At 58.2% G+C, this 25,961-nt stretch carries 25 protein-coding genes, 1 tRNA gene and 1 pseudogene; 14 read left to right on the top strand and 13 right to left on the bottom strand.

Going from position 1 to position 25,961, the window contains the following annotated elements; all coding sequences use genetic code 11:
• Positions 1-5: 5 nt before the first annotated feature.
• From speB to betA, 4 genes and pseudogenes are all read left to right on the top strand, one after another.
• Entirely contained in the window at positions 6-983 is a 978-nt protein-coding gene (speB, locus tag EQV90_RS08000; RefSeq protein ID WP_003440552.1) for an agmatinase, read from the top strand.
• A 95-nt stretch (positions 984-1,078) separates the two neighbouring features.
• The gene (locus EQV90_RS07995; protein ID WP_003440554.1) at positions 1,079-2,587 is read left to right on the top strand and encodes an aldehyde dehydrogenase family protein; all 1,509 of its coding nucleotides are present in this window, start codon (positions 1,079-1,081) and stop codon (positions 2,585-2,587) included.
• A gap of 118 nt (positions 2,588-2,705) precedes the next feature.
• Positions 2,706-4,259 (top strand): annotated as a pseudogene (locus EQV90_RS07990) (cytosine permease).
• A gap of 2 nt (positions 4,260-4,261) precedes the next feature.
• Positions 4,262-5,950, top strand: a complete 1,689-nt coding sequence (gene betA, locus EQV90_RS07985; protein WP_003440560.1) for a choline dehydrogenase — start codon at positions 4,262-4,264, stop codon at positions 5,948-5,950.
• Between the two features lie 184 nt (positions 5,951-6,134).
• Here betA and EQV90_RS07980 read toward each other — a convergent pair.
• The 4 genes from EQV90_RS07980 to EQV90_RS07965 all read right to left on the bottom strand — a co-directional run bounded on the left by EQV90_RS07980 (position 6,135) and on the right by EQV90_RS07965 (position 8,198).
• Positions 6,135-6,208, bottom strand: a tRNA-Gly gene (locus EQV90_RS07980).
• Between the two features lie 107 nt (positions 6,209-6,315).
• Positions 6,316-7,173 carry an alpha/beta hydrolase gene (locus EQV90_RS07975; RefSeq protein ID WP_003440562.1) on the bottom strand — a complete coding sequence of 286 codons (858 nt, stop codon included), beginning with the start codon at positions 7,171-7,173 and terminating at the stop codon, positions 6,316-6,318.
• Between the two features lie 77 nt (positions 7,174-7,250).
• Positions 7,251-7,943 (bottom strand): pseudouridine synthase, encoded by a 693-nt coding sequence (locus tag EQV90_RS07970; protein WP_003440564.1) that lies wholly within the window; start codon positions 7,941-7,943, stop codon positions 7,251-7,253.
• A 33-nt stretch (positions 7,944-7,976) separates the two neighbouring features.
• On the bottom strand, positions 7,977-8,198 hold the full coding sequence (locus tag EQV90_RS07965) for a cysteine-rich CWC family protein (RefSeq protein ID WP_010655945.1): 222 nt from the start codon (positions 8,196-8,198) through the stop codon (positions 7,977-7,979).
• Between the two features lie 204 nt (positions 8,199-8,402).
• On the opposite strand from EQV90_RS07965, the gene EQV90_RS07960 reads away from it, so the two are divergent.
• Both EQV90_RS07960 and ung read left to right on the top strand, forming a co-directional pair.
• Positions 8,403-8,714, top strand: coding sequence for a hypothetical protein (locus tag EQV90_RS07960; protein ID WP_240877963.1), 312 nt, complete (start codon positions 8,403-8,405; stop codon positions 8,712-8,714).
• 84 nt (positions 8,715-8,798) lie between these two features.
• Positions 8,799-9,491 carry a uracil-DNA glycosylase gene (gene ung / locus EQV90_RS07955; RefSeq protein WP_003440570.1) on the top strand — a complete coding sequence of 231 codons (693 nt, stop codon included), beginning with the start codon at positions 8,799-8,801 and terminating at the stop codon, positions 9,489-9,491.
• A 5-nt stretch (positions 9,492-9,496) separates the two neighbouring features.
• Here ung and EQV90_RS07950 read toward each other — a convergent pair whose 3' ends face one another.
• The 4 genes from EQV90_RS07950 to EQV90_RS07935 are packed head-to-tail and all read right to left on the bottom strand — an operon-like array spanning position 9,497 to position 13,533.
• A complete protein-coding gene (locus EQV90_RS07950; RefSeq protein ID WP_240878006.1) occupies positions 9,497-10,531 on the bottom strand; it encodes an AbrB family transcriptional regulator in 1,035 nt (344 codons plus the stop codon).
• Positions 10,524-12,038 (bottom strand): tripartite tricarboxylate transporter permease, encoded by a 1,515-nt coding sequence (locus EQV90_RS07945; RefSeq protein ID WP_003440577.1) that lies wholly within the window; start codon positions 12,036-12,038, stop codon positions 10,524-10,526. The genes EQV90_RS07950 and EQV90_RS07945 overlap by 8 nt, the downstream gene beginning before the upstream one ends.
• A 1-nt stretch (position 12,039) precedes the next feature.
• Positions 12,040-12,498, bottom strand: a complete 459-nt coding sequence (locus tag EQV90_RS07940) for a tripartite tricarboxylate transporter TctB family protein (RefSeq protein ID WP_240877962.1) — start codon at positions 12,496-12,498, stop codon at positions 12,040-12,042.
• Between the two features lie 57 nt (positions 12,499-12,555).
• On the bottom strand, positions 12,556-13,533 hold the full coding sequence (locus EQV90_RS07935; RefSeq protein ID WP_003440582.1) for a tripartite tricarboxylate transporter substrate binding protein: 978 nt from the start codon (positions 13,531-13,533) through the stop codon (positions 12,556-12,558).
• 434 nt (positions 13,534-13,967) lie between these two features.
• Between EQV90_RS07935 and EQV90_RS07930 the strand changes: the two genes are divergently transcribed.
• Positions 13,968-14,639, top strand: a complete 672-nt coding sequence (locus tag EQV90_RS07930) for a response regulator (protein WP_003440586.1) — start codon at positions 13,968-13,970, stop codon at positions 14,637-14,639.
• Positions 14,632-16,038, top strand: a complete 1,407-nt coding sequence (locus tag EQV90_RS07925; protein WP_161718014.1) for a sensor histidine kinase — start codon at positions 14,632-14,634, stop codon at positions 16,036-16,038. Before EQV90_RS07930 ends, EQV90_RS07925 begins: the two co-directional genes overlap by 8 nt.
• 44 nt (positions 16,039-16,082) lie before the next feature.
• On the opposite strand, the gene EQV90_RS07920 is transcribed toward EQV90_RS07925, so the two are convergent.
• Both EQV90_RS07920 and EQV90_RS07915 read right to left on the bottom strand, forming a co-directional pair.
• A complete protein-coding gene (locus EQV90_RS07920; protein ID WP_003440591.1) occupies positions 16,083-16,901 on the bottom strand; it encodes an HDOD domain-containing protein in 819 nt (272 codons plus the stop codon).
• 19 nt (positions 16,902-16,920) lie between these two features.
• Entirely contained in the window at positions 16,921-17,862 is a 942-nt protein-coding gene (locus EQV90_RS07915; RefSeq protein WP_240877961.1) for a folate-binding protein YgfZ, read from the bottom strand.
• 139 nt (positions 17,863-18,001) lie between these two features.
• Between EQV90_RS07915 and EQV90_RS07910 the strand changes: the two genes are divergently transcribed.
• Together EQV90_RS07910 and EQV90_RS07905 are read left to right on the top strand one after the other, a co-directional pair.
• Positions 18,002-18,256, top strand: coding sequence for a succinate dehydrogenase assembly factor 2 (locus tag EQV90_RS07910; protein ID WP_003440597.1), 255 nt, complete (start codon positions 18,002-18,004; stop codon positions 18,254-18,256).
• Entirely contained in the window at positions 18,240-18,692 is a 453-nt protein-coding gene (locus EQV90_RS07905) for a protein YgfX (protein WP_003440600.1), read from the top strand. Before EQV90_RS07910 ends, EQV90_RS07905 begins: the two co-directional genes overlap by 17 nt.
• On the opposite strand, the gene nadB is transcribed toward EQV90_RS07905, so the two are convergent.
• A complete protein-coding gene (gene nadB / locus EQV90_RS07900) occupies positions 18,661-20,277 on the bottom strand; it encodes an L-aspartate oxidase (protein WP_003440603.1) in 1,617 nt (538 codons plus the stop codon). The genes EQV90_RS07905 and nadB overlap by 32 nt on opposite strands.
• 503 nt (positions 20,278-20,780) lie before the next feature.
• Here nadB and rpoE point away from each other — a divergent pair.
• The 4 genes from rpoE to EQV90_RS07880 all read left to right on the top strand — a co-directional run bounded on the left by rpoE (position 20,781) and on the right by EQV90_RS07880 (position 24,568).
• Positions 20,781-21,362, top strand: a complete 582-nt coding sequence (gene rpoE / locus EQV90_RS07895; RefSeq protein WP_003172477.1) for an RNA polymerase sigma factor RpoE — start codon at positions 20,781-20,783, stop codon at positions 21,360-21,362.
• A 31-nt stretch (positions 21,363-21,393) separates the two neighbouring features.
• A complete protein-coding gene (locus tag EQV90_RS07890; RefSeq protein WP_003440613.1) occupies positions 21,394-21,984 on the top strand; it encodes an RseA family anti-sigma factor in 591 nt (196 codons plus the stop codon).
• 8 nt (positions 21,985-21,992) lie between these two features.
• The gene (locus tag EQV90_RS07885) at positions 21,993-22,961 is read left to right on the top strand and encodes a MucB/RseB C-terminal domain-containing protein (protein ID WP_003440616.1); all 969 of its coding nucleotides are present in this window, start codon (positions 21,993-21,995) and stop codon (positions 22,959-22,961) included.
• A 185-nt stretch (positions 22,962-23,146) separates the two neighbouring features.
• Positions 23,147-24,568, top strand: a complete 1,422-nt coding sequence (locus EQV90_RS07880; RefSeq protein WP_003440619.1) for a DegQ family serine endoprotease — start codon at positions 23,147-23,149, stop codon at positions 24,566-24,568.
• Positions 24,569-24,659: 91 nt separating this feature from the next.
• Here EQV90_RS07880 and EQV90_RS07875 read toward each other — a convergent pair whose 3' ends face one another.
• Together EQV90_RS07875 and EQV90_RS07870 are read right to left on the bottom strand one after the other, a co-directional pair.
• Positions 24,660-25,148, bottom strand: coding sequence for an RDD family protein (locus EQV90_RS07875; RefSeq protein WP_003440621.1), 489 nt, complete (start codon positions 25,146-25,148; stop codon positions 24,660-24,662).
• A gap of 96 nt (positions 25,149-25,244) precedes the next feature.
• On the bottom strand, positions 25,245-25,457 hold the full coding sequence (locus EQV90_RS07870; protein ID WP_003440624.1) for a cold-shock protein: 213 nt from the start codon (positions 25,455-25,457) through the stop codon (positions 25,245-25,247).
• Between the last annotated feature and the right edge of the window lie 504 nt (positions 25,458-25,961).

The raw sequence follows: 25,961 nt of genomic DNA, 5'->3' as shown, positions 1-25,961 counted from the left end.
TCGATATGTCTAGCAATGGATATGAGTCCGGCCGTTTGAACCTTCCGTTTGTAGGGCATTGCACGTTCGGTAAATCCCCGGTCTGTACTGATTGGGAAACCCTGGATGCCGATGTCGCCATCCTCGGCGCACCCAATGACATGGGTACACAGTGGCGTTCGGGCGCCCGTTTTGGGCCGCGCGGGATTCGCGAGGCATCGACCCTGTTTTCTTTCGGTCATGCCGGTGCCTACGATCACGAAGATGACGTGATGTACCTTACCTCCCAGGACGTGCGCATGGTCGATGTGGGGGATGCGGATATCGTCCACACCGATATGAAAGCGAGTAATGACAATATCGAGTTTGCGGTCCGCAAGATTCTCGAGTCAGGCGCAATGCCTGTGGTCCTGGGCGGCGACCACTCGGTTCACGCCCCGGTCATCAAGGCCTTCGAAGGCAAAGGGCCTATTCATATCGTGCACTTTGATGCGCATCTGGACTTTGTTGATGAGCGTCATGGGGTTCGCTACGGCCACGGCAACCCGCTGCGCCGCGCTTCAGAAATGAACCATATCGTCGGCATGACCCAGATGGGCATCCGCAACGTTTCGTCCTCCAACCGCGATGACTATGAAGCGGCCCACGCTGCCGGCTCAAAAATCCTCTCGGTGCGCGATGTCCGTCGCCTGGGTACCGAGGGCGTTCTGGAGCTGATCCCTCAGGGGGTCAAGTACTACATCACCATCGACATTGACGGTTTCGACCCTTCGATCGCCCCGGGCACAGGCACGCCGAGCCATGGCGGCTTTCTGTACTACGAGGTGCTGGAGATTATTCAGGCGCTGGCCAAGCGCAGCAAAGGCAACATCATCGGCATGGACCTGGTGGAGGTCGCTCCGGTGTATGACCCGGCGGGCGTGACGTCGATTCTTGCCGCGCAACTGCTGCTCAACAGCATCGGTTTTATCTACCACGAACGGGCCAAGGCCCGCGCACTCTGAAACACCAGTGCCGGGGGCTTGCGTGCAGCTCCGGATTGAGTCTTGAACCCAGGAGGCCTGGCGCGATGTCTGACGCCCTGCCCGAGAGAATAATAATGGACACGACGGTCAAGCAGTACTTGCAGAAATTCGGCTTGAGCGAAGCCACCCAGGCTTTTCTCGGCAAACAGCAGAAGATGTTTATTGGTGGTGAATGGGTCGAGGCCAGCGACAAACAAACCTCGGATGTCATCGAGCCCTCTACCGGGGGCTTTCTGACCCGTGTTCCCATGGGCACCGCGGCCGATCTGGACCGCGCCGTGCAAGCCGCCCGGGCCCAGTTTGACGGTGGCCCGTGGCGTCAGGTCAAACCGCTGGAACGTGAGCGGATGCTGCATCGGCTGGCAGAACTGATTGAGCTCCATGGCGATGAGTTGGCTGAAATCGAGTCGATCGACATGGGCAAGTCGGTGGTCGCGGCACGGGCAGTGGATGTGCAAGGCACAGTGGATACCCTGCGTTACTTTGCAGGCTGGGCCACGAAAATCCACGGCCGTACCGTTGAACCGTCGCTGCCCGGTAATTATCTGGCCTACACCCGTAAAGAGCCGATCGGGGTGGTGGGCGCTATCGTGCCGTGGAACTTCCCTCTGCAAACCATGGCCTGGAAACTCGGCGCGGCACTGGCAGCCGGCTGCACCATAGTGGTCAAACCGGCTGAATTGACTTCGCTGTCGGCCCTGCGCTTCGCTGAGCTGGTGCAGGAAGCGGGCATCCCGGATGGTGTGATCAATATCGTCACCGGACGGGGAAGTGTGGTGGGTGCCGCGATGGCGACGCATCCGGGCATCGACAAACTGACCTTCACCGGTTCGACGCCGGTCGGCCGCACCGTCGGCCAGGCGGCGCTGGGCGACATGAAGCGCCTGACCCTGGAGCTGGGGGGGAAATCCCCGGTAATCGTTCTCGCGGACGCCGACGTGCCTGCCGCGGCGCAAGCGATTGCCAACGGGGTGTTCTTCAACTCGGGCCAGGTGTGCGACGCCGGCACCCGGGCCTACGTCCATCGCAGCATTTACGACAGCTTTTTGCGTGAACTGATCGCCTGTACCCGCGCACTGAAAATGGCCCCCGGGCTGGACCCGGACTGCTTTATCAGCCCGCTGGTATCGCAACAGCAGAAGCAACGGGTACTGGACTACATCGCCCTCGGCAAGCGTGAGGGGGCCGAGCTGGTATACGGCGGCCAGCCGGTCGACGGGCCGGGCTACTTCGTGGAGCCGACGATCTTTGCCCATTGTCGCAACGACATGCAGATCGTCCAGGAAGAGATTTTCGGCCCCGTGCTGGTCACGGCTGCGTTCGATGATGATGAGCAAGCGCTGGCGCTGGCCAACGACTCTTCCTATGGCCTGGCTGCAGCCCTGTACTCCAACGACCTGGGCCGGGTGCACAGCCTGATCCCGCGTCTGCGGGCCGGGATGGTCTATGTCAACGGCCACGGCACCATCGATCCTTCGATGCCGTTTGGTGGCTACAAGCAGTCCGGTTTTGGCAAGGATCTGGGGGCTGAACAGCTCGATCACCTGCTGGAAACCAAAGCCGTGTGGATAACGCTGCCCTGAGTGTCGATTGACACTCCTGTGCACCGGGCGGCTGTCACAACCCTGATAAAGGGCGACAGCTCGCCCCGGGGCAGGGCAGTTATCGGGTCATGATCTTCACTACTTCTGCGAGTACATCATGCACACACCACCCTCATCGGCTGTTGAAGGGCACTCAATCGATTTCATTCCCGAAAATGAGCGCACCGACAAACTTTCCAGCTAGGGACCTTTCTGGTTTCTCGGCAACTTCACCTTTTTCACCATGACCATCGGCTTTGTAGGGCCCAGTGTTGGCTTGAGCGCCCTATGGACGATTCTGGCCGGAACGCTGGGCATCATGTTTGGCACCTTGTTCATGGCCTTCCACGGTTCCCAGGGGCCGCACCTGGGGTTGCCGCAGATGATCCAGTCGCGGGCCCAGTTCGGCTATCGCGGGGTGATTCTGGCGCTGCTGGCGACGCTGTTTGTGTTCGCCGGTTTCAATATCGTCAACCTGGTGTTGATGATGCAGGGCCTCAAGGAACTGTTCGGTTTTGATCCGCTGACGGTTGCGCTGGTGGTGACGGTGCCGGCGACAGTCCTGGCAATCCTGGGGCATGACTGGATGCATCGCAGTTTTAAATGGGCCCTGTTTCTGTCAATTCCCCTGTACGGGCTGGTGACACTGGCGGTGCTGATGAATTGGGTGCCCGACACGCCGCTGCCACTGCTCGCTATCGGCGAGGTCGAGGCACCGCCCCTGGGTTTTAACTGGACCGGCTTTATCACCCAGTTTGCCGCGGCGGCCAGTTACAACATCGCCTATGCGCCGTATGTGTCCGATTATTCGCGTTACCTGCCGAAGAATACCCATAGCGGCAAGTTGATTGCCGTGGTGTTTCTCGGTGCCTCGCTGTCGGGTGCCTGGATGATTGCGGTGGGCGCCTGGCTGGCCGATCACCTGCATGCCACCAACGTTCTGGTGGCCCTGTCGCAAGTGGGCAATACCGTCTCGTCCGTGATGGGCATCGTGGTGGTCGGCGTCACCATCCTGGTGTTTCTGCCGGTCATGGCCATGAACATCTACAGCGCGAAGCTGACCACCCTGACCTGCGTCGACTCCATCAGGCATATCGAACCGACGCGCAAGGCACGGGTGCTGGCGATCATTTTCGTGATCCTGCTGCAGCTGGGTGTATCGCTGGGGCTGCAGGACTCTGACAAGGGCCTGTCGGTATTGGGCATCTACCTGGTGGTGATGCTGTATTTCCTGGTGCCCTGGACTGCGGTGAACTTGACGGACTACTTCTTTGTGCGCAAGGGGCGCTACGCCATCCCGCATTTCTTCATGGCCCGCGACAGTCTTTACGGCAGCTGGGGCCTGCGCGGCCTTGCGTCGTATGCCATTGGTTTCGTCGCAATGATCCCGTTTTTCTACATCTTCGATGGCGTGGCCCAGAAAGAAGTGTTTGTCGGCCCGCTGGCCAAAGCCCTGGGCAATATCGACGTTGCCTGGCTGGTCGGGCTGATCGTGTCCGGCCTGACGTACTTCTGGCTCAGCCGCTCGATTGATCTCAATCATGAAGAGCGGGTCATTCAGGACATCGAACAGACGCATCCGCATTACAGCACCGGGGACCCAGGGGCGGCGGTCATGCCAATGCCGGTACCACTTGTGCCGCTGGTCAGTGAAACGAGTATTTGGAGATAACCATGAACAATAAAAAATATGACTACATCATCATTGGCGCGGGCTCTGCCGGGTGCGTGCTGGCCAACCGTCTGACCGAAGATGCGGACGTAGAGGTGCTGGTCCTGGAGTTCGGCGGCAGTGATCGCAGCGTGATGATTCAGATGCCGAGCGCTTTTTCGATGCCCATGAACACCACCCGCTACAACTGGCGCTACGAAACCGAGCCGGAGCCTTACCTCGACGGACGTCGCATTCACTGTCCGCGCGGCAAGGTGCTGGGGGGCTCATCCTCCATCAACGGACTGGTCTATATCCGCGGGCATGCCTATGACTTTGATGAATGGGAGTCCCTGGGTGCCGAAGGCTGGGGCTACCGTAATTGCCTGCCGTATTTCAAGCGTGCCGAGAGCTGTGATGCCGGCGGTGATGCTTATCGCGGCGGCAGCGGCCCGTTGCATACCAGCAGTGGCAACAAAATGAAGAACCCGCTGTACGGGGCGTGGGTCGATGCCGGTGAAGAGGCGGGTTACATCAAGACCGACGACTGCAACGGTTATATGCAGGAAGGCTTTGGTGCCATGCATATGACGGTCAAGGACGGGGTTCGATGCTCCACGGCCAACGCTTATTTACGCCCGGCCATGGAGCGTCCCAACCTGACGGTGATCACCCGGGCGATGACGCGCCAGATCGTGCTCGACGGCAAGCGTGCAGTGGGGGTGAGCTACGACCACGGCGGCCAGACCCATACCGTGCGCTGCTCCCGGGAAGTACTGATCTCGGCGGGGCCCATCGGTTCGCCGCACCTGTTGCAACGCTCGGGTATCGGTCCGGCTGCGGTACTGAACAAGGCCGGGGTGGTGGTCAGGCATGATCTGCCCGGGGTCGGCGAAAACTTGCAGGACCACTCGGAAATCTACATTCAGTACGCCTGCAAAGAACCGGTGACCCTGAACAGTAAAATGGACCCGCTGAGCAAGTTGATGATCGGTTTGCGCTGGCTGGTCTGCAAGGATGGGCTGGGTGCAACCAACCACTTTGAAGCCGGCGGTTTCATTCGTTCGGGGCAAGGTTTGCGCTGGCCGGACATTCAGTTTCATTTTTTGCCGGCGGCCATGCGTTATGACGGTAAAAAGCCGATCAAGGGGCACGGCTTCATGGTGCTCACCGGGCCGAACAAACCCAAGAGCCGTGGCCATGTTCGAATTCGCTCGGCTGACCCTTACGAGCATCCCGAAATTATCTTCAACTATTTGCAGCGTGAAGAGGACCGCGAGGGGTTCCGTCGCTGTGTGCGGCTGACCCGGGAAATCATCGGCCAGCCGGCGATGGACCGCTTCCGTGAGAGCGAAATCGCTCCGGGGCCGAATGTGAACACTGATGCCGAGATTGACCAGTTCGTACGTGAGAACCTTGAAAGCACCTACCATCCGTGCGGCTCGTGTCGTATGGGTGAAGACGACATGGCAGTGGTGGACTCACAACTACGGGTACGCGGGATTGAGGGGCTGCGGGTAATCGATTCATCGGTCTTTCCAACCGAACCCAACGGCAACCTCAACGCCCCGACCATCATGCTTGCCGAGCGGGCCGCAGATCTGGTTCGCGGGTGCGGGATGTTGCCTGAATCCGATGTGGTGGTGGGCCTGGCTGCGCAGTGGGAAACCAGCCAGCGGCCTTCGGCACCAGTGAGAAATGTCAGGGTTTAAATCTTCAATGTGCTGTGCAGCAAGTGCGTCGTGGCTTGCTGCCGGCCATGAACCAGGCTCGCGAAACTGCCGCGTCAGGCTGACGGGGTGAGCTTGCAGGGAAGGTGTTGCTCTGATGAGCACAACAGCGTTTTGGTTTCAGATGTTCGGGGGGGAGTTTGCTGCGTTTGCATGGAAGCAAAAGTGGAGCGGGTAGAGGGAATCGAACCCTCAACTAAAGCTTGGGAAGCTTTCGTTTTGCCACTAAACTATACCCGCTCAGAGCGGCTGACTTTGTACCAGAAGTCGGCCTTGATGAGAAGTTTTTATTCCTGAAATTGTAAATTTCAAGCGCATTCATTCCCTCTCTTACCCTTGGCACTGCATCAGCGGCTCGCTGCCAGATGCTCAGCGTGTGCCGGCTGCAGAAAACCGAGCATGGCGGCCTTGCTGATATGGCTCGCTGATTTGTGCTCCATATCCAGAAAGTGCCCGGTGTTTTCCAGGCGAACAAACTGACTGTTCTCAATCGATTGGACAAAGTGTTGCGCGTCGCTGGCCGAGGTGTACTCATCCCATGCGCCATTGATGAACAGCACCGGGATCTCGATACCGCTGGCCGTATCAAGCAAGCACGGCTGGTCACAGGTCAGAACCTGTTCGATGTGAAAATGCATTTGTGCGTACTCGTGCTCGGCCAGGCTGCTGACGTGTTTAAAGTTGAAGCGCTTGAACAGCGAGGGTAAATGCTTGCCCAGGGTATCGTTGACCAGGTTGCCCACTTGTGTGCGGTTGCAGTCAGCAAGGCAGCGCCGGCCACGCTCCAGGTAGTCGCGCATGGGCCCGTTGATGAGGGGTGAAAATGAACTGATCACGGCCTTCTCGATGCGCCGTGGTGTGCACGCCAGGGCTGTCAGCGCGGCAGTTCCGCCCCACGAAAACGACATCAGGTAATTCGCCGAAAAATGCTCGATCAACTCCAGAAGCATTTGCGCTTCAAGTTCCTTGGTCAGCATTTTCTGATGCCGGTTGTGCGGTTTTGATTTGCCGGCATAGGGCTGGTCGTAGAGCACGACGTTCAGATGCGGGTGCAGATTCTTCACGGTCTGGGCAAACGAGGCGGTGGTGGCCATGGAGCCGTTGACCAGAATAATGGTGTTTTCGGCAGTATCCGAGCGATAGAACTCGGTGTGAATTCGATATTGACCTTGAACATCGAGCACTTTGATTTCGGGCTTGAGCATGGCGTCAGACTCCAGTGAACCGAGTGTCGGCAAGACCGAGGATGCACCGGCTATATGACAGTCATGCGGACACGGGGTCAGAACAGATCGACTTCCTGGGGGCTCAGGGGCCGGTACTGGCCGGGGGCGAGCTGGCTGTCGAGCTGCAATGGCCCGATGCTCTCCCGGTGCAGGTGAACAACCTTGTTGTTGAAGTAGCCAAACATGCGTTTGACCTGATGGTAGCGTCCTTCAACGATACTCAGGCGTGCACTGCAAGGGCCCAGCAGTTCGAGCCCGGCGGGTTGTGTTGTCAGGTCTTCATAGGCGAAATAGACCCCTTCATTGAACCTGGAGACATACTCCTGGCCTATGACTTGTTCTGTCTCAACGTAATACACCTTGGGCAGTTTGGTCTGCGGCTGGGTCAGACGGCGTGACCATTGCCCGTCATTGGTAATCAGCATCAACCCGCTGGTATTGAAGTCCAGCCGGCCAGCAATATGCAGTTCCTGCTTGTCCGGTTCATCCAGCAGATCGAGGACTGTCGGATGTTCCGGGTCCTGGGTGGCGCTGACGCAACCGGGGGGTTTATGCAGCATGAAATACCGCGCAGGTTTGCCAGCCTGCAGCAGCACGTCATCACATTCAATGCGACTGAAAGCCCGTATTTCATGGTGTGGATCGCAGACGATGCGGCCATCGACCCGTATCCGTTTTTCGATCAGGAGCAGGCGGACCTGTTGGCGGCTGAACTGGGGCAAGTTGCTCAGAAAACGGTCTACGCGCATGACGCTCGATCACAAAAAATAGAGGCAGGCATCTTACCCGAGGCGTTCCGGTTGCGCGGGCGGCAATTGGTTTTGCACCTGCGCGCAGCGGGGACACAGGCAGGCCAGGTCTTGCTGGGCGAGTGGCAAGGCTTGCAGCACCTGCGGGTCGATACTGACGCTGTAGCACCAGCAGGGTTGTTCCGCGGTATTGGCGCTGGCCATCGAGCAGTCGTTGCGCGCCCCGCAGGCAGGGCAGAGATCAGGCGTGGTCATGGCTGGGGTCCGGTGATTGACCCGGCTATTGTATGCCCTTCGACGGGAAGCAGGCGCAGTGATATGCCGCCCGCCACGCCGGTCAGAATTATTTGATCCGCGGCACCGAAACTGTTTTTCGTGGTCTTAAAAGGTGTGGATGGCATCGCCATTTACTGCCCCCGGCGCCGCCGGGTGTGCTCATCAGCGGTCCAGGAGGCCGCCATGTACCGTCGTCTGCTCAGCCTTGTTGTGCTTGCTCTGGCCTTGTCTGCCTGTGTGCCCTATTACCCGGGCTACGGCGGCTATCGCTCTGAGGTTTATGTAGCGCCAGCGCCATATGGCTATGGTTATTACGGCCCTTACTACGGTCATTCCCGTGGCTACTATGCTGCGCCGCCACGCTACTACCAGGGGGCGCCGCACTATAACCATGGACCTGCTTATCCGTCGGGTCATGGATATGGCTACGGTAATGGCCACGGTTATGGTGGCGGTGGCCAGGGCCAGGGCCAGGGCCGGGGGTGGGACAGGTAGAGAATGCCCGGCAGATGCATTGATGAATTGACAATGGAGACGGGCTTTTCTAGTGTCCGCTCCATTGTTTTTCAGGATGTAGTCATGACGTCGGATGATCGTATAAAACTTGAACCGGTCTGGAAGCAGGCTTTGCGCGAGGAGTTCGAAAAACCTTATATGGCCCAGCTGCGCGAGTTCCTGCGCCAGGAGCATGCCGCCGGGAAGGAAATCTATCCGCCGGGCCCGCTTATTTTCAATGCCCTCAACCTGACCCCGCTGGACAAGATCAAAGTAGTGATTCTTGGACAGGATCCCTATCACGGTCCCGGTCAGGCCCATGGCCTGTGTTTTTCGGTCCAGCCCGGCATTCCCGTGCCGCCTTCGCTGGTCAATATTTATAAAGAGCTCAAGCGCGATCTGAATATCGATATCGCCACCCATGGCTGCTTGCAGCATTGGGCAGAGCAGGGGGTGTTGCTGCTCAACACCACCATGACAGTGGAGCGCGCCAATGCCGCGTCCCACGCCAAAAAAGGTTGGGAGCACTTCACCGACCGGATTATCCAGGTGGTGAGTGAGCAACAGCCCAAACTGGTGTTTTTGTTGTGGGGCGCCCATGCGCAAAGCAAACAGAAACTGATCGATGCCACCAAGCATCTGGTGCTGACCTCGGTACATCCTTCGCCGCTTTCCGCCTATCGGGGGTTTATCGGCAACGGTCACTTCAGTCGAACCAACAAGTTTCTTGAGCAAAACGGGTTGTCCCCGATCGACTGGAAACTGCCGCCGGCCTGAGGGCGTTAGTCCGGGCGAGGCCGTACCCAGTAGCGAAACAGGGGTTCGGCCAAAAACAGCACGAAGAGCAAACGCATCACCTGTAGGGCGGTGACCAGAGGTACCGACAACTGCAGGGTTTCTGCGGTAAGGCTCATTTCTGCGATACCGCCAGGCATCATTCCCAGGGTCATGGAGCGCAGATCCAGTTGTGTCAGGCTGCTCAGGCCGAGTGCGCACAGGCTGGCGATCAGCATCGTCAGCGCCGTACCTGTTAATGTGCGGCCGATGAAGGACGGGGCACGGCGAAAAAACGCCCGGTTGAAATGACAGCCCAGTCCACTGCCGATCAACCATTGGCCCGCCTGGCTGCTGCCATCGGGCAGGCCTATGTGCAAGTTCCAATAAATACTGACGCTGGCGCTGACCAGCAGCGGTCCGAATAACCAGGGATTGGGCTGGCGCAAGCGTTGCCAGAGCCAGGCCATCAGCGCACCGGCCGGAAACAGCAGGGCTAACCAGTAGAGGTTGACTGATGCGGGATGCAGCGCCGGAGCGCCTTCGCCGAGCAAGTACTTGAAGGCGGCCGGTACGCACAGCACCACCATCAGCACCCTCAGGCTCTGTCCGGCAGCGACCCGGCTCAATACGGCACCATTGCGAGCGCCGAGATTGACCATCTCCCCCGAACCGCCCGGCATGCTGGAGAAAAACGCCGTAGCGCGGTCCTCTCCACTGCGGCGCATGATCCACACCCCGAGTACGCTCGACACGCTGGTGAGCAGCGCGCCGACAAAGATCAGGCCGAAATGCGCCAGCACCTGCTCCATGACCAGGGGGGTGAAGTGCAGGCCGATGCCGATGCCCACAATCCACTGCCCACATTTACGTCCGCCCGGAATCTCGGCCAGCTGCCACGGAGTCAGGCAGCGGACCAAAATGATCGCCAGCAACGAGCCGACCATCCAGGGCAGTGGCCAGCCGATCAGGCTGGCGAGAAAACCGCCGGCCAGACCGACCAGCGGCGTTCCCCACCACTGCTTGAACCCTTGCTCAGGCATTGGCCAGGGCGCGGCGTTTGGCACTGCGCTTGCGCCAGATACGCAGAACAGGCATCAGCAGCATGATCGCGGTCAGTACCCAAACACCCAGGGTGATCGGGCTTGCCCACAGAATTTCCAGCGCGCCGTTGGAGATCGACAGGGCGCGGCGCAAGTTCTGTTCCATCAGTCCGCCGAGGATGAAACCCAGCAGTACCGGCGACAGCGGGAAATCGAGCTTGCGCAGGATATAGCCGAAGATGCCGATACCGATCATCAGGAACAGATCGAAGGTGGTGGCGTGGACGGCATAGACGCCGATGGCGGTAATAATCGCGATCACCGGCACCAGCGCCCAGTTAGGCACCGAAAGAATCCGGGTGAAGATGCGAATCATCGGAATGTTGAGGATCACCAGCATGATGTTGGCGATAAACAACGAAGCGATCAGGCCCCAGACGATATCCGGCTGTTGTTGAAACAGCAGCGGGCCGGGCGTGATGTTGTACAGCGACAATGCGCCAATCATCACAGCCGTGGTACCCGAACCCGGTACGCCCAGGGTCAGCATCGGTACCAGGGCACCGCAGGCCGAAGCACCGATGGCAGTCTCGGGAGCGGCCAGACCGCGCATGTCACCTTCGCCGAATTTGCCCGAAGTACCCGCCAGACGTTTTTCCGTCATGTAGGCCACGGCACTGGCCAGGGTTGCGCCTGCACCCGGCAGGACGCCCATGATGAATCCGAGCAGGCCGCAACGGATATTCACCACGAATACCGCAGAGGCTTCCTTGAAGTTGAACATCATGCGGCCGGTGGCTTTCACGGCTTCTTGCCCGCGATGGGTTTTTTCCAGCAGCAACAGGATTTCGCTGATGGAAAACAGGCCCAGTACCAGCACCACAAACTGGATGCCGTCAGTCAGGTGGATGTTGTCCCCTGTAAAACGGTAAACCCCGCTGTTGGCATCAATCCCCACCGTCGACAGAAACAGACCGATCAAGGCGGCGATAAATGTCTTGAGTGGACGATCGCCGGCCATGCCGCCCAGGCAGACGATGGCGAATACCATGAGTACGAAGTACTCCGCCGGACCGAAGGCTATCGCCCATTTGGCCAGCAGCGGGGCGAACAGCACCATGCCGCAGGTGGCAATAAAGGCACCAATGAAAGAGCTCCAGGCGGACAGTGAAAGCGCCACGCCTGCCAGGCCTTTGCGGGCCATCGGGTAGCCGTCGAGGGTGGTCATTACGGTGGACGCTTCACCGGGGATATTCAGCAGGATCGAGCTGATACGCCCGCCGTACTCACAGCCCAGGTACACGGCAGCCAGCAGGATCAGCGCGGATTCGGGAGGCAGTCCCAGGGCGAAGGCAATGGGAATCAGCAGTGCCACCCCGTTGATGGGGCCTAGGCCGGGGAGCAATCCGACCACGGTGCCGATCAGGGTGCCGCACAGTGCGGTGATCAGGTTGTAGGGCGTGAGCGCGACACCAAAGCCCTGGCCCAAATAGCCAAAAGTATCCATATCAGTTCTCCAGAACGTCGAGCAGGCCAAGCGGCAGCGGTACGTCCATGGCTTTATCGAACAGCAGATAAAGGCCGACGCTCATCAAGCTGATGATCATGATGCCGGGCAACCAGCGGCCGCCATACAAACGTGCCATCGGGATGCCGACCAGCGCGCTGCTGAGGATAAAACCCAGGGGTTCGAAGGTGCCGGCGAAGACAAGTAACAGCAGGACACACAGGCCGATCTTGGTCAGCGTCTGGCGATCCAGCTGCGGGTCTTCTTCGCTATGCACCACAGGCGAGGGGCGAAAAATCATGTAGATCAGACCCAGTGCCATCAAGGCGAGCATGAGCAAGGGGAAGGCGCGAGGACCTACGGGCTCGTAGGAAAAAGCAGCCTGGTACGGCCAGGCCATGATCGCCAGACCGGCGCAGACGACGAGCAGGACCGAGGCAAAAATTCGTTGTATGAGCATGGTTCACTCCTGGGATGTGCCCCGGTATTCAGGGGCACAGCCAGCGGTCAGCGGCGGTTACTGGATGAGGCCGAATTCCTGGGCCAGGGTTTTGTAGTCAGCCACCTGTTTTTTCACATAGGTGTCCAGCTCCGGCCCGGTCATGGCGAAGGGGAAGAGCTCGCGCTGATCACGCAGCTTGGCGAATTCTTCGGAAGCCAGCAGCTTGTCGAATGCGTCTTTCCACCACGCGTAGTCTTCATCGCTGACTTTTGGACCCAGGTAAAAACCGCGAACCACAGGCCAGACGATGTCGTAGCCCTGTTCTTTGGCGGTCGGGATGTTTTTCATTTCGGGCTCATCCAGGCGTTCATTGGCGAACACGGCGAGCAGGCGCATATCACCGCTCTGGATGTGCGGCATGGAGTCGGAAATATCGGTACTGCCTACCTGAATGTGACCACCCAGCAGCGCGGTTGCGATTTCACCGCCACCCTCAAGGGCAACGTAGCGCAAGTCCCGCGGATTGATTCCTGCCGCCTTGGCGATCAAGGCTGTTTGCATCCAGTCCTGGCTGCCCACGGTTCCGCCGGAGCCGATGACCACTTTGCCTGGATCTTTCTTCAGTGCCTGAACCAGATCATCGAGGTTCTTGTAGGGCGAATCATTTTTCACCGCAATCGCCCCATAGCTGGTACCCACGGCGGCGAGCCAGCGCACGGCATTTTCATCGAAGCGACCGAACTTGCCTTGCGCCAGGTTCAGCAATGAACCGCTGGACCAGGCCACCAGGGTGCCGGCATCGGCGGGACGCTGGGCGACCACGGCGTTGTAGGCAACGGCGCCCACTCCGCCGGGCATGTAGGTCACGCGCATCGGCTTGCTGAGCAGTTTTTCGTTAACCAGTGCACTTTGGGCCAGCTTGCACGTGAGGTCGAAACCACCGCCAGGCGAGGCCGGGGCGATGCATTCCGGGCGTTTCGGTTCTGCCATCAGTTGGCCGGCGAAGAGCATGCAGCCGGCGGCAAGAGCTACGGTGCGCAGTGATAGATTCATGGTGTCTCCAAAGGAGTTTTTGTTTTTAGGGGGCAGCAATTGTTCGCTGAAAGCCGGCGCCGGCGGGAAACGCCCGTGCATCAGCTTTATTGCGCAAAACAGGGAGGCGACAAAAAGTCTTTCGCAAGGGAGCGGGAGTGTCGAGCCAACAGGGAGGAAGCAGAAAGGCGGCGGGCCTTGGGCTGAAGAGTCAGCATGCAGGGTGCTCCATTATTGTTCTTATTGGCGAAAACGCTTCGAGGCGTTTTTCAGGGCGTAACGCGATGACAGTTGTAACTGTCCGTTTCCGGATCCTAATCAGCCAACCTTTCGCGAACCTTTCAGTTGCCTTTCATTGCTCTTTCCCGGTTTTCGCACTTCACAGTATTTCTGCCGTCTGTACACTCCGCGCAAAGAAAGGCCCCGGCCTGCACAAAAATAATGAGGTAAACCCGATGCGTGTACTTTTGGTCGAAGATCAGCTGCAGCTGGCCGAGAGTGTTGCCCAGGCCTTGAAAAGCACTGGTCTGACCGTGGATGTGCTGCACGACGGTGTGGCTGCCGACCTGGCCTTGAGCAGCGAGGAATATGCAGTGGCGATCCTGGATGTGGGATTGCCGCGCATGGACGGTTTTGAGGTGCTGGCGCGTTTGCGCAGCCGGGGCAAGACCTTGCCGGTATTGATGCTGACTGCCCGCAGCGATGTCAGGGACCGGGTTCACGGGCTCAATCTGGGGGCTGACGATTATCTGGCCAAACCCTTCGAACTGACTGAGCTGGAGGCCAGGGTCAAAGCCCTGCTGCGGCGCACTGTACTGGGCGGGGAGCGCCAGCAGCGGTGCGGATCTCTGGTGTACGACCTGGGTACCCGGCGCTTCACCCTTGGCGATGAACTGCTGATTCTCACCTCCCGCGAGCAAGCGGTGCTTGAGGCGCTGATCGCAAGGCCCGGCAGAGTCATGAGCAAGGAGCAACTGGCAGCCCAGGTATTTGGCCTGGATGAGGAAGCCAGTTCTGACGCTATCGAAATCTATATTCACCGCCTGCGTAAAAAACTCGACGGCCAGGCAGTAGCCATTGTGACCTTCAGGGGCCTGGGGTACTTGCTGGAAGGCCGCGATGTTTAAATTCGACAGCCTGCGCGGGCGCCTGCTGTGGAACCTCTCGCTGCTGTTGGTGGTATTGATGCTGGCCAGTGGCTTTAGCGCTTACTTCAACGGCCGTGAAGCTGCCGACACCGCCTATGACCGGACCTTGCTGGCGTCGGCGCGCACTATTGCTGCCGGGCTGTCACAGCGCGATGGCAGTTTGAGTGCCGATGTACCCTATGTAGCGCTCGACACCTTTGCCTACGATAGCGCCGGACGTATCTACTACCAGGTCAACGATATTCATCAGCGGCTGATTTCCGGTTATGAACAGTTACCGGCTCCGCCACCCGGTACCCCCCGTACCGATGATTACCCGGCCCTGGCGCGGTTTTATAACGGCCAGTATCTGGGGCAGAACGTGCGGGTGGTGAGTCTGCTCAAGGCGGTTAGCGAGCCCAACATGAATGGCATGGCGGAAATCCGCGTTGCTGAAACCGACGAGGCGCGGGTGTCCATGGCGCGCAGCCTGATGGCCGATACGCTATTGCGCCTGGGCATGCTGGGGCTGGGTGCCTTGATCGTCGTGTGGTTTGCGGTAAGCGCCGCACTGCGACCGCTCGAGCGCTTGCGCACCGCCGTCGAGGAGCGCCAGCCCGATGACTTGCGGCCATTGCCGCTGGTGTCGGTCCAGCGCGAGTTGCGGCCATTGGTGCAGGCGCTCAATCACTTCACCGAGCGTTTGCGCGGGCAGTTTGAGCGCCAGGCGCAATTTATCGCCGACGCCGCCCATGAGTTGCGTACCCCACTGGCGGTGCTCAAGGCCCGGCTTGAGCTGGGTTTGCGGGCGAATGAGCCGCCCACCTGGCGCAACACCCTTGAACAGGCTGCCGATGACACCGACCGTTTGACCCTGTTGGCGAATCAGTTGTTGTCGCTGGCGCGGATTGAAAACGGGGCACGGGCCATTGCCGAAGGCGGTGCGCAGTTGCTCGATCTCAGCCAGTTGGCCCGGGAGCTGGGAATGGCCATGGCGCCGCTCGCACATGCCCGGGGCGTGGCCCTGGCGCTTGAGGCCGACCAGCCAGTGTGGATGCGCGGGGAGCCCACCTTGTTGAGTGAGTTGTTAAGCAATCTGGTGGATAACGCATTGGCCCACACTCCACAGGGCGGCAATGTGATTCTGCGGGTGACGCCCCATGCCGTGCTTGAGGTTGAGGACGACGGGCCGGGCATCCCCTTTGAGGACCGCGAGCGGGTTTTTGAACGCTTTTATCGGCGTAACCACCAGGTGGCAGGTTCGGGGCTCGGGCTGGCGATTGTCGGTGAGATTTGTCGGGCGCACCTGGCACCGATCAGCCTGCACGACGGTGAGCAGGGCGGGTTGAAAGTGCGGGTGAGTTTTGTGCGGGCCGACAGGCGGACGCAAACCTCGTAGTCGCTGCCGCAGCCTGCGGCAGCGACTACAGGTGCGATCCGGCTTCAGATAAACATCCCGCGGGCAGCGTTCAGATCGTCCTGGAACCTTTGATCGTCGGCATCCACCCCCAGTTTTTTGAAGGCCGGCAGGGTGCTCAGCTCAAGCCCCGGAACTGCGTTGCTGCCTTGCGAGCAGAACAGGGTCGCGATTTGTACCAGGTCGATGTAGTCGATGGTTTTGGAATCGCGGGTGAAGTCCTGGTACTGACCGGGCAGTTTCAGCAACATTTCCGGGAATTCCCAGACCGTCAGCAGCTTGTCGCCAATGCGCGGATGAATGCTTTCGATCACGTGATTCAGCGATACCGGATCGAACAGCAGTTCATTGTGGTCTTCGGCGTAGGTCAGGATCGGCAGCACGCCAATTTGATGGACCAGCCCCCCGAGTGCTGCCTGATCAGGCTTGAGCGAGGTGTATCGACGACACAAGGTGTAGCAAATCCCGGCGACCTCCAGGCTTTGGCGCCAGACGTCGCGCATTTTGTTTTCGACCACTTGCGAACGGGCATGAAAGATCTGCTCCATCACCAGTCCGATAGCCAGGTTACTGCTGTAGTTGACGCCCAGACGGGTGATGGCGGTGTGCAGGTCGGTGACTTCGTAGAGGGCTCGTAGCAGCGGGCTGTTGACCACCTTGATCAGTCGCGCCGACAGGGCGGTGTCGCGACCTATGACTTTACTCAGATGACTGACGCTGATTTCAGGGTTTTCTGCTGCCTTGCGGATGTTCAGCGCCACTTCCGGTAGCGTGGGCAAAACCAGGTCATCTTTATCTATGGCCTTAATCAAGTCCATCTGGACTTTGTGTGCCAGCGTGCTCATTTCTGTTCTCTAGTGGCAATTAGCGCTGGATCTCACGATCGCGGTCTAGCTGGTACGGCAAATCAAGCAGCGAAAGGGTGGGGCCCTGTGCATCACCTACATGGATTTCGCCTGCTTCAACGGCATCGGCAGTCAGAACACACAGCAGCTCAATGCCGTTTTCTGCATGGGCTGCAATCACCACTTCACCCACGCTACCGGTATTCGCAGGAGTAAACAGAGGCGTTCCAGGCTCGGGTAATTCGCCGGCTTCCAGATGCAGGCGGTAGAGGCGGCGTTTGAGCTTGCCCAGATACTGCATGCGCGCGACGATTTCCTGGCCGGTGTAGCAGCCTTTTTTGAAGCTGACTGCTCCCACCGCCTGCAGGTTGAGCATCTGCGGAATGAACAGTTCGCGGGTCTGGGGCATGACCTGGCCGATACCGGCGCGGATCTGACCCAGGATCCATTGATCGAGGTCGGCTTCTACCAGTTGCGCTTTCAATTGCTGTAAAAGGCTGTCGGCCTGGTCGGCCGCGGTCCATAGTTCAGCCCGGCCCGGGGACACGCGAATGGCGATCAGGCCATTGCCTCTGGCTACGCTGTCGGTCTCGGCTGGCAGGTCGAGGCCCAGGTTTTGCAACACTGCATCGGCCTGGTTCAGGCCAAAGCGTACCCAGCTGGCGCTGTCGTCGGTCAGTTTCGACTTGGAGAACACGGCGTATTTTTTCAGGTCTGCCAACTGTGGCTCGACCAGTTCGCGGGCCATCGCCAGCAGGCAGCCTTCAGGTTCAAGGAGGATGCGGAAGCTGGACTGCATCCGGCCTTTTTGTGTGCAGCGCGCACCCAGGCTCGAGCGCGTCTCGCTCAAATAGTTGAGGTTGCAGGTCAGCTGTCCCTGCAGGAACTTGCTGGCGTCATTGCCGATGACGGCGAGAACGCCTTCGTGGGACAGGGTGCAGAAAAAAGCAGAGTCGGCCATGGGTCTTCGCAGGTAATAAAGTCTGGGACACATCATAGAGGTGCGCCCTGTAAATGGGTAGTTCAATGCCGGGCGACCAAAGCCGACTGTTCTATGGCGGATCGGCCTGTATACTTGCGCTCTATTTGAGGAGCGCTCCATGGTCGAAGATGTTGAACTCAATCGTCTCTACTGGCACAGCCGTCGCGGCATGCTTGAACTTGACGTGTTGCTGGTGCCTTTCGTCAAGGAAGTGTACGCCACCCTGAATGATGTCGATCGCGAATGCTATCGCAAGCTGCTCGAGTGTGAAGACCAGGACATGTTCGGCTGGTTCATGGAGCGCGCAGAGTCCGAAGACCCGGAACTGCAGCGCATGGTTCGCATGATCCTGGATCGTGTCCAGCCCAAGTAATTATTTCGAGTGCCGCTGGCAGGCCTCAGGGCAATTGCTGGCGGCCTGTCTCGCAGCCCAGATGCTGGCGCTGATCTCAATTTTCCTTCTCTCGATACCTGTCTGGGCACGTGTGTCCGGTGCTTTTCTGTGCCTGGCCCATGGCATCTGGCTGTGGGGGCGGCACATTCGGCTGACCCACGCCACGGCCTTTCGCGGATTGCGCCGCACTGCCGATGGCTGGCAGCTATGGAACCGGGCCAGGGGCTGGCAGGCCGTGCAGTTGCGCCGTGACAGTCTGGCGCTGCCAAGTGTGGTGATTGTGCGTTTCAGCCTGCGCGGCGAGCGTCGGGTGCGCACGTTGTGCATACCCCGCGACGCGCTGGCGCCGGATCAGCACCGGCGTTTGCGCGTGCGCCTGAAGTTCAGTCGACGTAGGTGGTTGGCACCAGAATAGTGTCCAGGGCTTCGGGCAGCATGTGCGGGTAGTCGAGGGTGTAATGCAGGCCACGTGACTCCTTTCTCGCCATGGCGCTGCGGATCATCAGCTCGGCCACTTGCGCCAGATTTCTCAGCTCGATCAGGTCGCGGCTGACTTTGTAATTACTGTAAAACTCGTCAATTTCGTCTAGCAGCAGGCGTACGCGGTGTTGTGCCCGTTGCAGGCGCTTGTTGGTGCGCACTATGCCTACGTAGTCCCACATAAAGCGCCGCAACTCATCCCAGTTGTGGGCAATGATCACATCTTCATCCGAGTCCGTGACCTGGCTGGCATCCCAGTCCGGCAGGGCCACAGGCGTCGCTACCTGTGGCAGCTGGGAGAGGATGTCGGCCGCTGCCGACTTGGCATACACAAAACATTCCAGCAACGAGTTGCTGGCCATGCGGTTGGCACCATGCAGGCCGGTGAAGCTGGTTTCACCAATGGCATACAGGCCCGGCACATCGGTATGCCCATGCTCGTCCACCATTACCCCGCCGCAGGTGTAATGCGCCGCCGGGACCACCGGGATCGCCTGCTTGGTGATATCGATGGAGAACTCCAGACAGCGCTCATAGACGGTCGGGAAGTGGCTTTTGATAAAGGTATCGGACTGGTGGCTGATATCGAGATAGACGCAATCGATGCCCAGGCGCTTCATCTCGTGGTCGATAGCACGGGCGACGATATCTCGTGGTGCCAGTTCCCCGCGCGGATCGAAGCGATGCATGAAGCGCTCGCCGTCAGGCAGCTTGAGGTGTGCGCCTTCGCCGCGCAAAGCTTCGGTAATCAGAAAGCTTTTGGCCTGGGGGTGATACAGGCATGTGGGGTGGAACTGGTTGAACTCCAGATTCGCCACGCGACACCCGGAGCGCCAGGCCATGGCAATGCCATCACCGCAGGCGCCGTCGGGGTTGCTGGTATAGAGGTAGACCTTGGCGGCGCCGCCCGTGGCCAGAATGGTGAAGCGTGAGCCGAAGGTCTCGACCTCTCCGGTGGCGCGGTTGAGCACATAGGCACCCAGGCAGCGATCGCCATCCAGGCCAAGCCGGCGCTCGGTAATCAGATCGACGGCAACCCGCTGTTCCAGCAATTCAATATTGGGCCGTTGGCGGGCCTGCTCGAGCAGGGTTTTGAAAATGGCAGCGCCGGTAGCGTCGGCGGCATGGATAATTCGCCGGTGGCTGTGCCCGCCTTCGCGGGTGAGGTGGAACTCAAAGCCCGGCTGTTCGGGGTCTGCGTCTTCATCACGGGTGAAGGGTACGCCCTGGTCGATCAGCCACTGGATGGCTTCGCGGCTGTGCTCTACGGTAAACCGCACCGCGTCTTCATGGCACAAGCCACCCCCGGCATTGAGGGTGTCTTCGACGTGGGACTGTACGGTGTCGGTGTCATCAAGAACTGCGGCCACGCCACCCTGTGCCCAGAACGTCGAGCCATTGGCCAGATCGCCTTTGCTGAGAACTGCAATGCGCATATGGCCCGGCAGAGTAAGGGCCAGGCTCAAACCGGCAGCGCCGCTGCCAATCACCAGCACATCATGTTGAAAATGTTGGCTCATTCTTCTGAATCCGCAATAAAAGCGCCCTCTAGTATATAGAGGGGGGGATCGGCACAATAGCCGGGCTTTTGTGGCTTTGGGAAAGTACCGCGGGCAGGGAGTGTGCCTCAGACTTGCGGGGGCTGCATGTCGATTTGCACAATTAATCGGCAAGCGCTCGGGGCTGCCCGGCATTGGCCTGTTGCCCGGTCCCGTATGGCTTGATTTCGTATGGGATTTTGAACTTTTCCTGCGGGCCAGGGTTCCATAGAGGGTTGCCCTTCATGTGGGAGAACAGCGTCAAATGTGCAGCTGGGGTTATGGTCTGACTTCAGTTGCTGAATTTGGCGACAAGATTATCGACGCAGCCGGGCTGACCCGAGCTGCGTTTTCGTGCGTGCCAAATCAGAGTGCGCAGGAAACTTGCCAGGGGGGAGAGAACTTTTGCGTAAAAGCCGAGTCTATGTTTGCAAGCCTGATCAATTAGCAAAGCAATCTTCCTCCCGGTCTTATGAGGAGTGTTCATGCTAACCCAGGAAGAGGATCAGCAGCTGGTCGAGCGCGTACAGCGTGGCGACAAGCGAGCTTTCGATCTGCTCGTGTTGAAGTATCAACACAAAATTCTCGGGTTGATCGTGCGTTTTGTGCACGACACCCATGAAGCCCAGGACGTCGCTCAAGAAGCTTTTATCAAGGCTTATCGGGCACTCGGTAATTTTCGCGGTGACAGTGCCTTTTATACGTGGCTGTATCGTATTGCCATCAATACGGCGAAAAACTATCTGGTGTCTCGCGGTCGACGTCCCCCTGATAGTGATGTGAGTTCTGAAGACGCTGAATTTTATGATGGTGATCACGGTCTCAAGGATCTTGAGTCGCCGGAGCGCGCTTTGCTCCGTGACGAGATTGAGGGCACGGTTCACCGCACCATTCAGCAATTACCAGAAGATTTGCGTACGGCGTTAACTTTACGTGAGTTTGATGGTCTGAGTTACGAAGACATTGCGAGCGTCATGCAATGTCCGGTGGGTACCGTGCGCTCCCGGATTTTCCGCGCTCGGGAAGCCATCGATAAAGCCCTGCAGCCGTTGTTGCAGGAAAACTGAGACAGCGGCGATAGCCAAGAGAGGAACCGCCATGAGTCGTGAAGCCCTGCAGGAATCGCTGTCCGCGGTGATGGATAACGAAGCGGACGAACTGGAATTGCGTCGGGTGTTGAATGCCTTTGACGATACACAAACACGTGAGACCTGGTCCCGTTATCAGGTGGCGCGTGCTGTGATGCACAAAGACCTGTTGATTCCGCGTCTGGATATCGCATCTGCCGTTTCGGCCGCGTTGGCTGAAGAGCAGGCCCCTGCCAAAGTCGTACGTGGTCCGTGGCGCAGCATCGGCCGTCTGGCCGTCGCTGCTTCGGTCACCGTTGCCGTATTGGCGGGCGTAAGACTGTACAACCAGGATGACATCGTAGGTGCCCAGCTGGCCCAGCAAAACAGCCAGCAGAGCCTGAGCGCTCCGATGGTTAAAGGCCCGGCGGTACTGGCAAACTACAGCGAGAGCTCCGATCAGGCCACCGGTCCCATGGCTAACGGCGTTCTGCAAGGTCAGCCAGGATGGCAAGATCAGCGTTTGCCAGGTTATCTGCGCCAGCATGCCCAGCAAGCGGCGATGAAGGGGACTGAAAGCCCTCTGCCTTATGCTCGTGCTGCCAGCCTGGAAAATCGCTAAGGACCATCATGCGCGTCCTACCTCTGTTACCTCTTCTGCTGACGGGCCTGTTTGTTCTTCCGGCCCAGGCAGATGAAGCCCGGGACTGGCTCAAACGTCTTGGGCAAGCCGAGCAACAACAAAGCTACAAGGGCACTTTCGTCTACGAACGCAATGGTAGTTTTTCTACCCATGGCATCTGGCACCGAGTGCAGGACGGCTCCGTTCGTGAACGACTGATGCAGTTGGACGGTGCTGCGCAAGAGGTTGTTCGTGCAGATGGACATACCGAGTGCGTCACTGGCAAGTTTATCTCCGGTCTCGGGGATATTCCTGCAGCTACGGCGCGTCAGCTCGATACCAAGAGAATTGATGACTGGTATTCGGTTGCAAAAGTTGGCGACTCTCGGGTCGCTGGAAGACCGGTATCAGTAATTGCTTTCACCCCTCGCGATCAACATCGTTACGGGGTTGAACTGTATCTGGATAACGAAACCGGTTTGGCGCTGAAATCATTGTTACTCAATGATAAAGGGCAGTTACTTGAGCGTTTCCAGTTCACCAGTATTGATACTACGCCCCCGGATGACAGTGAACTCAAGCCCACTGGTAAATGCCGTCCCGTTGTTGCGGCTGATGCTGAGCCACCTTTAGTCAAAACTTCGCATGTCTGGCATTCCGACTGGCTGCCGCCGGGTTTTGAACAGATCAGCAGTACAGTGCGCCTGGATCCCAAGACCAAGTCTGAAGTTACCAGCCTCTTGTATGACGATGGTTTGACGCGCTTCTCCGTGTTTCTTGAGCCACTGAAGGGTAACGCTGTACCCGATACGCGGTTGCAGCTGGGCCCGACCGTTGCGGTGTCAAGGCATCTCACCACCCCGCAGGGGAACATGATGGCCACTGTTGTGGGTGAAATTCCGATGGGTACCGCAGAGCGCATCGCACTCTCGATGCGTGCCGGTCAGAGCGATCCTGCGCCCCAGGGCAAGCCATAGCGGTGCTCGAACATGATGGGTGAGCATTCAGTTTTACCGTACCTTTTATCTTTTCGTACAGGTCAGGGCCCGCAAGGCTCTGGCCTTGTTTGTTTTCCGGGGCCAAAAAAAAGGGTCTATGCTGGCTTTAGTTTTTTGGTGCCTGTCGCTTAACTCTGCTTGCTATTAACGGGAGCTGTAAATCAATGCCTCGATTGAAATCTTACTTACCCATTTTTGCAGCCGTGCTGATGCTCGGGCAGGCAGTGCCGGCTCTTGCTGAAGCGCAGTTACCTGATTTCACGCAGCTGGTCGAGCAAGCCTCTCCGGCTGTGGTGAATATCAGCACCACACAAAAGCTGCCGGAGCGCAAAGTATCGAGCATGGGCCAAATGCCTGACCTCGAAGGTTTGCCGCCCGGCCTGCGCGACTTCTTCGAACGCAGCCTGCCCCCAGGCAGTGGTGGCCAGGGTGGCCGTCAGCGTGAGGCCCAGTCCCTGGGCTCGGGTTTCATAATTTCGCCGGATGGCTACATTCTGACCAACAACCATGTGGTGGCGGATGCTGATGAAATCGTTGTGCGCCTGTCTGACCGCAGCGAAATGAAAGCCAAGCTGGTCGGAACTGATCCCCGTTCCGACGTCGCATTGCTGAAAATCGAGGGCAAAAACCTGCCTGTTTTGAAACTGGGTAAATCCCAGGACCTCAAGGCCGGTCAGTGGGTGGTTGCCATCGGTTCGCCGTTCGGGTTTGACCACACTGTAACCCAGGGCATCATCAGCGCTATCGGTCGCAGCCTGCCCAATGAAAGCTACGTGCCGTTCATCCAGACTGACGTGCCGATCAACCCGGGTAACTCGGGTGGCCCGTTGTTCAACCTGACGGGCGAAGTGGTGGGCATCAACTCGCAGATCTATACCCGTTCCGGCGGCTTCATGGGCGTGTCCTTCGCCATTCCTATCGATGTGGCGATGGATGTTGCCAATCAGCTCAAGGCAGGCGGCAAGGTAAGCCGTGGCTGGTTGGGTGTGGTGATTCAAGAGGTCAACAAAGACCTGGCCGAGTCGTTTGGCCTGGATAAACCGGCCGGTGCGCTGGTGGCCCAGGTGCTCGATGATGGTCCTGCTGCCAAAGGCGGCCTGCAAGTGGGTGACGTGATCCTGAGCATGAATGGTCAGCCGATCGTGATGTCCGCAGACCTGCCGCACCTGGTTGGCGCGCTCAAGGCCGGCAGCAAGGCGACCCTTGAAGTGGTTCGTGACGGCAAGCGCAAAACCCTGGATCTGACGGTGGGTGCTATTCCCGATGAAGGGAAAGAAATGGCTCCTGCAGCAGGTGCAGAACTCAGCAGCAATCGTCTGGGCGTGTCCGTGGCGGATCTGACCGAAGAGCAGCAGAAAGCCAATGACATCAAAGGTGGCGTGATCATCAAAGACGTACAGGACGGCCCGGCTGCCCTGATCGGCCTGCAACCTGGCGACGTGATTACTCATCTGAACAACCAGGCAATTACCAATGCCAAGCAGTTCACTGATATTGCCAAGGCATTGCCGAAGAACCGTTCGGTATCGATGCGGGTTCTGCGTCAGGGTCGTGCCAGCTTCATTACCTTCAAGCTGGCTGAATAACCTGATGTGAATTGCAGGAGCGAGCATGTTGCTCCTGCAGTTCTGAAGTCACTGCTAATAAAAAACCCGTATCGCGAGATACGGGTTTTTTTTATTTCTTTGGCTTGGGAATGCGTACCAGCTGACTGCTGGAGTACATGTCGTGCCAGGTACGTTTGTGCTTGTCGAATAGCGACCAGATAAACCCCAGCCCCAGGCACAGCCAGGAGCCGATAGAGACGATAAATCGCAGCAGGGCCTGCCACAGGCTGATCGCGCTGCCATCGGCATTCTGTACGCGTATGCCCCAGACCTGCATGCCCAGGGTTTGCCCTGAGTGGGTCCAGAACTTGGCAAAGAAACCGAACAGGACAAAAAACAAAATGGTGGAAAGCAGCGGGTCGCCATCTAGAGCGCCCGACTCGGACAACGCCCGCATTTTGGCTTCGCCGATAAAGCTCATCATGATCAGTTTGTAGATGAACGTAGTGACGATCAGCAGGGCCGTGCACAGCAAAAAGTCATAGAACATAGCTGCCAGGCGGCGCCCCAGGCCAACGGCGGGAAAGTCGCCTTGCGGGCTAAGCGGTTGTTTCGACATGGCAGGGTCTCGTGAAGGAAAAGCGCCATCTTACGGAATTACGCCAACAAAAAAGCCTCTGATGTCACCATCAGAGGCTTTTCAACGCGAGAAAGCTTAGCCTTCTGCTTGCACTTCATCAGCCTGCAGGCCTTTTTGGCCCTGAACTGCGATGAAGGTCACTTTCTGGCCTTCTTTCAGGCTTTTGAAGCCATTACCCTGAATGGCACGGAAGTGCACAAACAGGTCCGGACCGCTTTCCGGGGTAATGAAACCAAAACCTTTCTCGTCGTTAAACCACTTAACGGTACCGCTCTGACGTTGGGACATTTCTTAATTCCTTGACGCTAACAATTAATGACAGCCTCTTAGTTGTGTAAGAGGACTGGTGCTGGGTTGCAGGAAAGTAAGAGACGCAGAACGGGTTGTAGCAAACATAGAGCTACTGCCCAGGTCACGATTCCAGCGACCCATGCAAACACAGTGAGCAAACTTTACGAAACCGGAAATGAAAAAACAAGCCCCTTTGGCAGGCCGCGCCAAGCCCGTTTTTTCAGGTTATTAATGCAGTTTTACAAGGCTGTTGATCATGCGGATGTTCGATTGCGCTCATGTTGAAACATGTGTTTTCGCTATCGAAAGTTTGCACCATTTGGTGGCGGTTGCATGACACCCATGGAGCGTGAACATGCAACTGCACTAATTAAGCTTTAGGGAAGGTCTGAAGTAAGCAGCCGTTTTTAACGGTCTAGCTGTCTGAGGTTCAAAAAACACCGACTTAATCGAAAAACAGACCTTTCCTCCTGTCAGTTCACTATTTTTTGCGGAAGAGCA

This window comes from Pseudomonas sp. TMW22089, assembly GCF_022496645.1.
Taxonomy (GTDB): domain Bacteria; phylum Pseudomonadota; class Gammaproteobacteria; order Pseudomonadales; family Pseudomonadaceae; genus Aquipseudomonas; species Aquipseudomonas paraversuta.
This window is presented reverse-complemented; position numbering and strand designations above follow the sequence as displayed.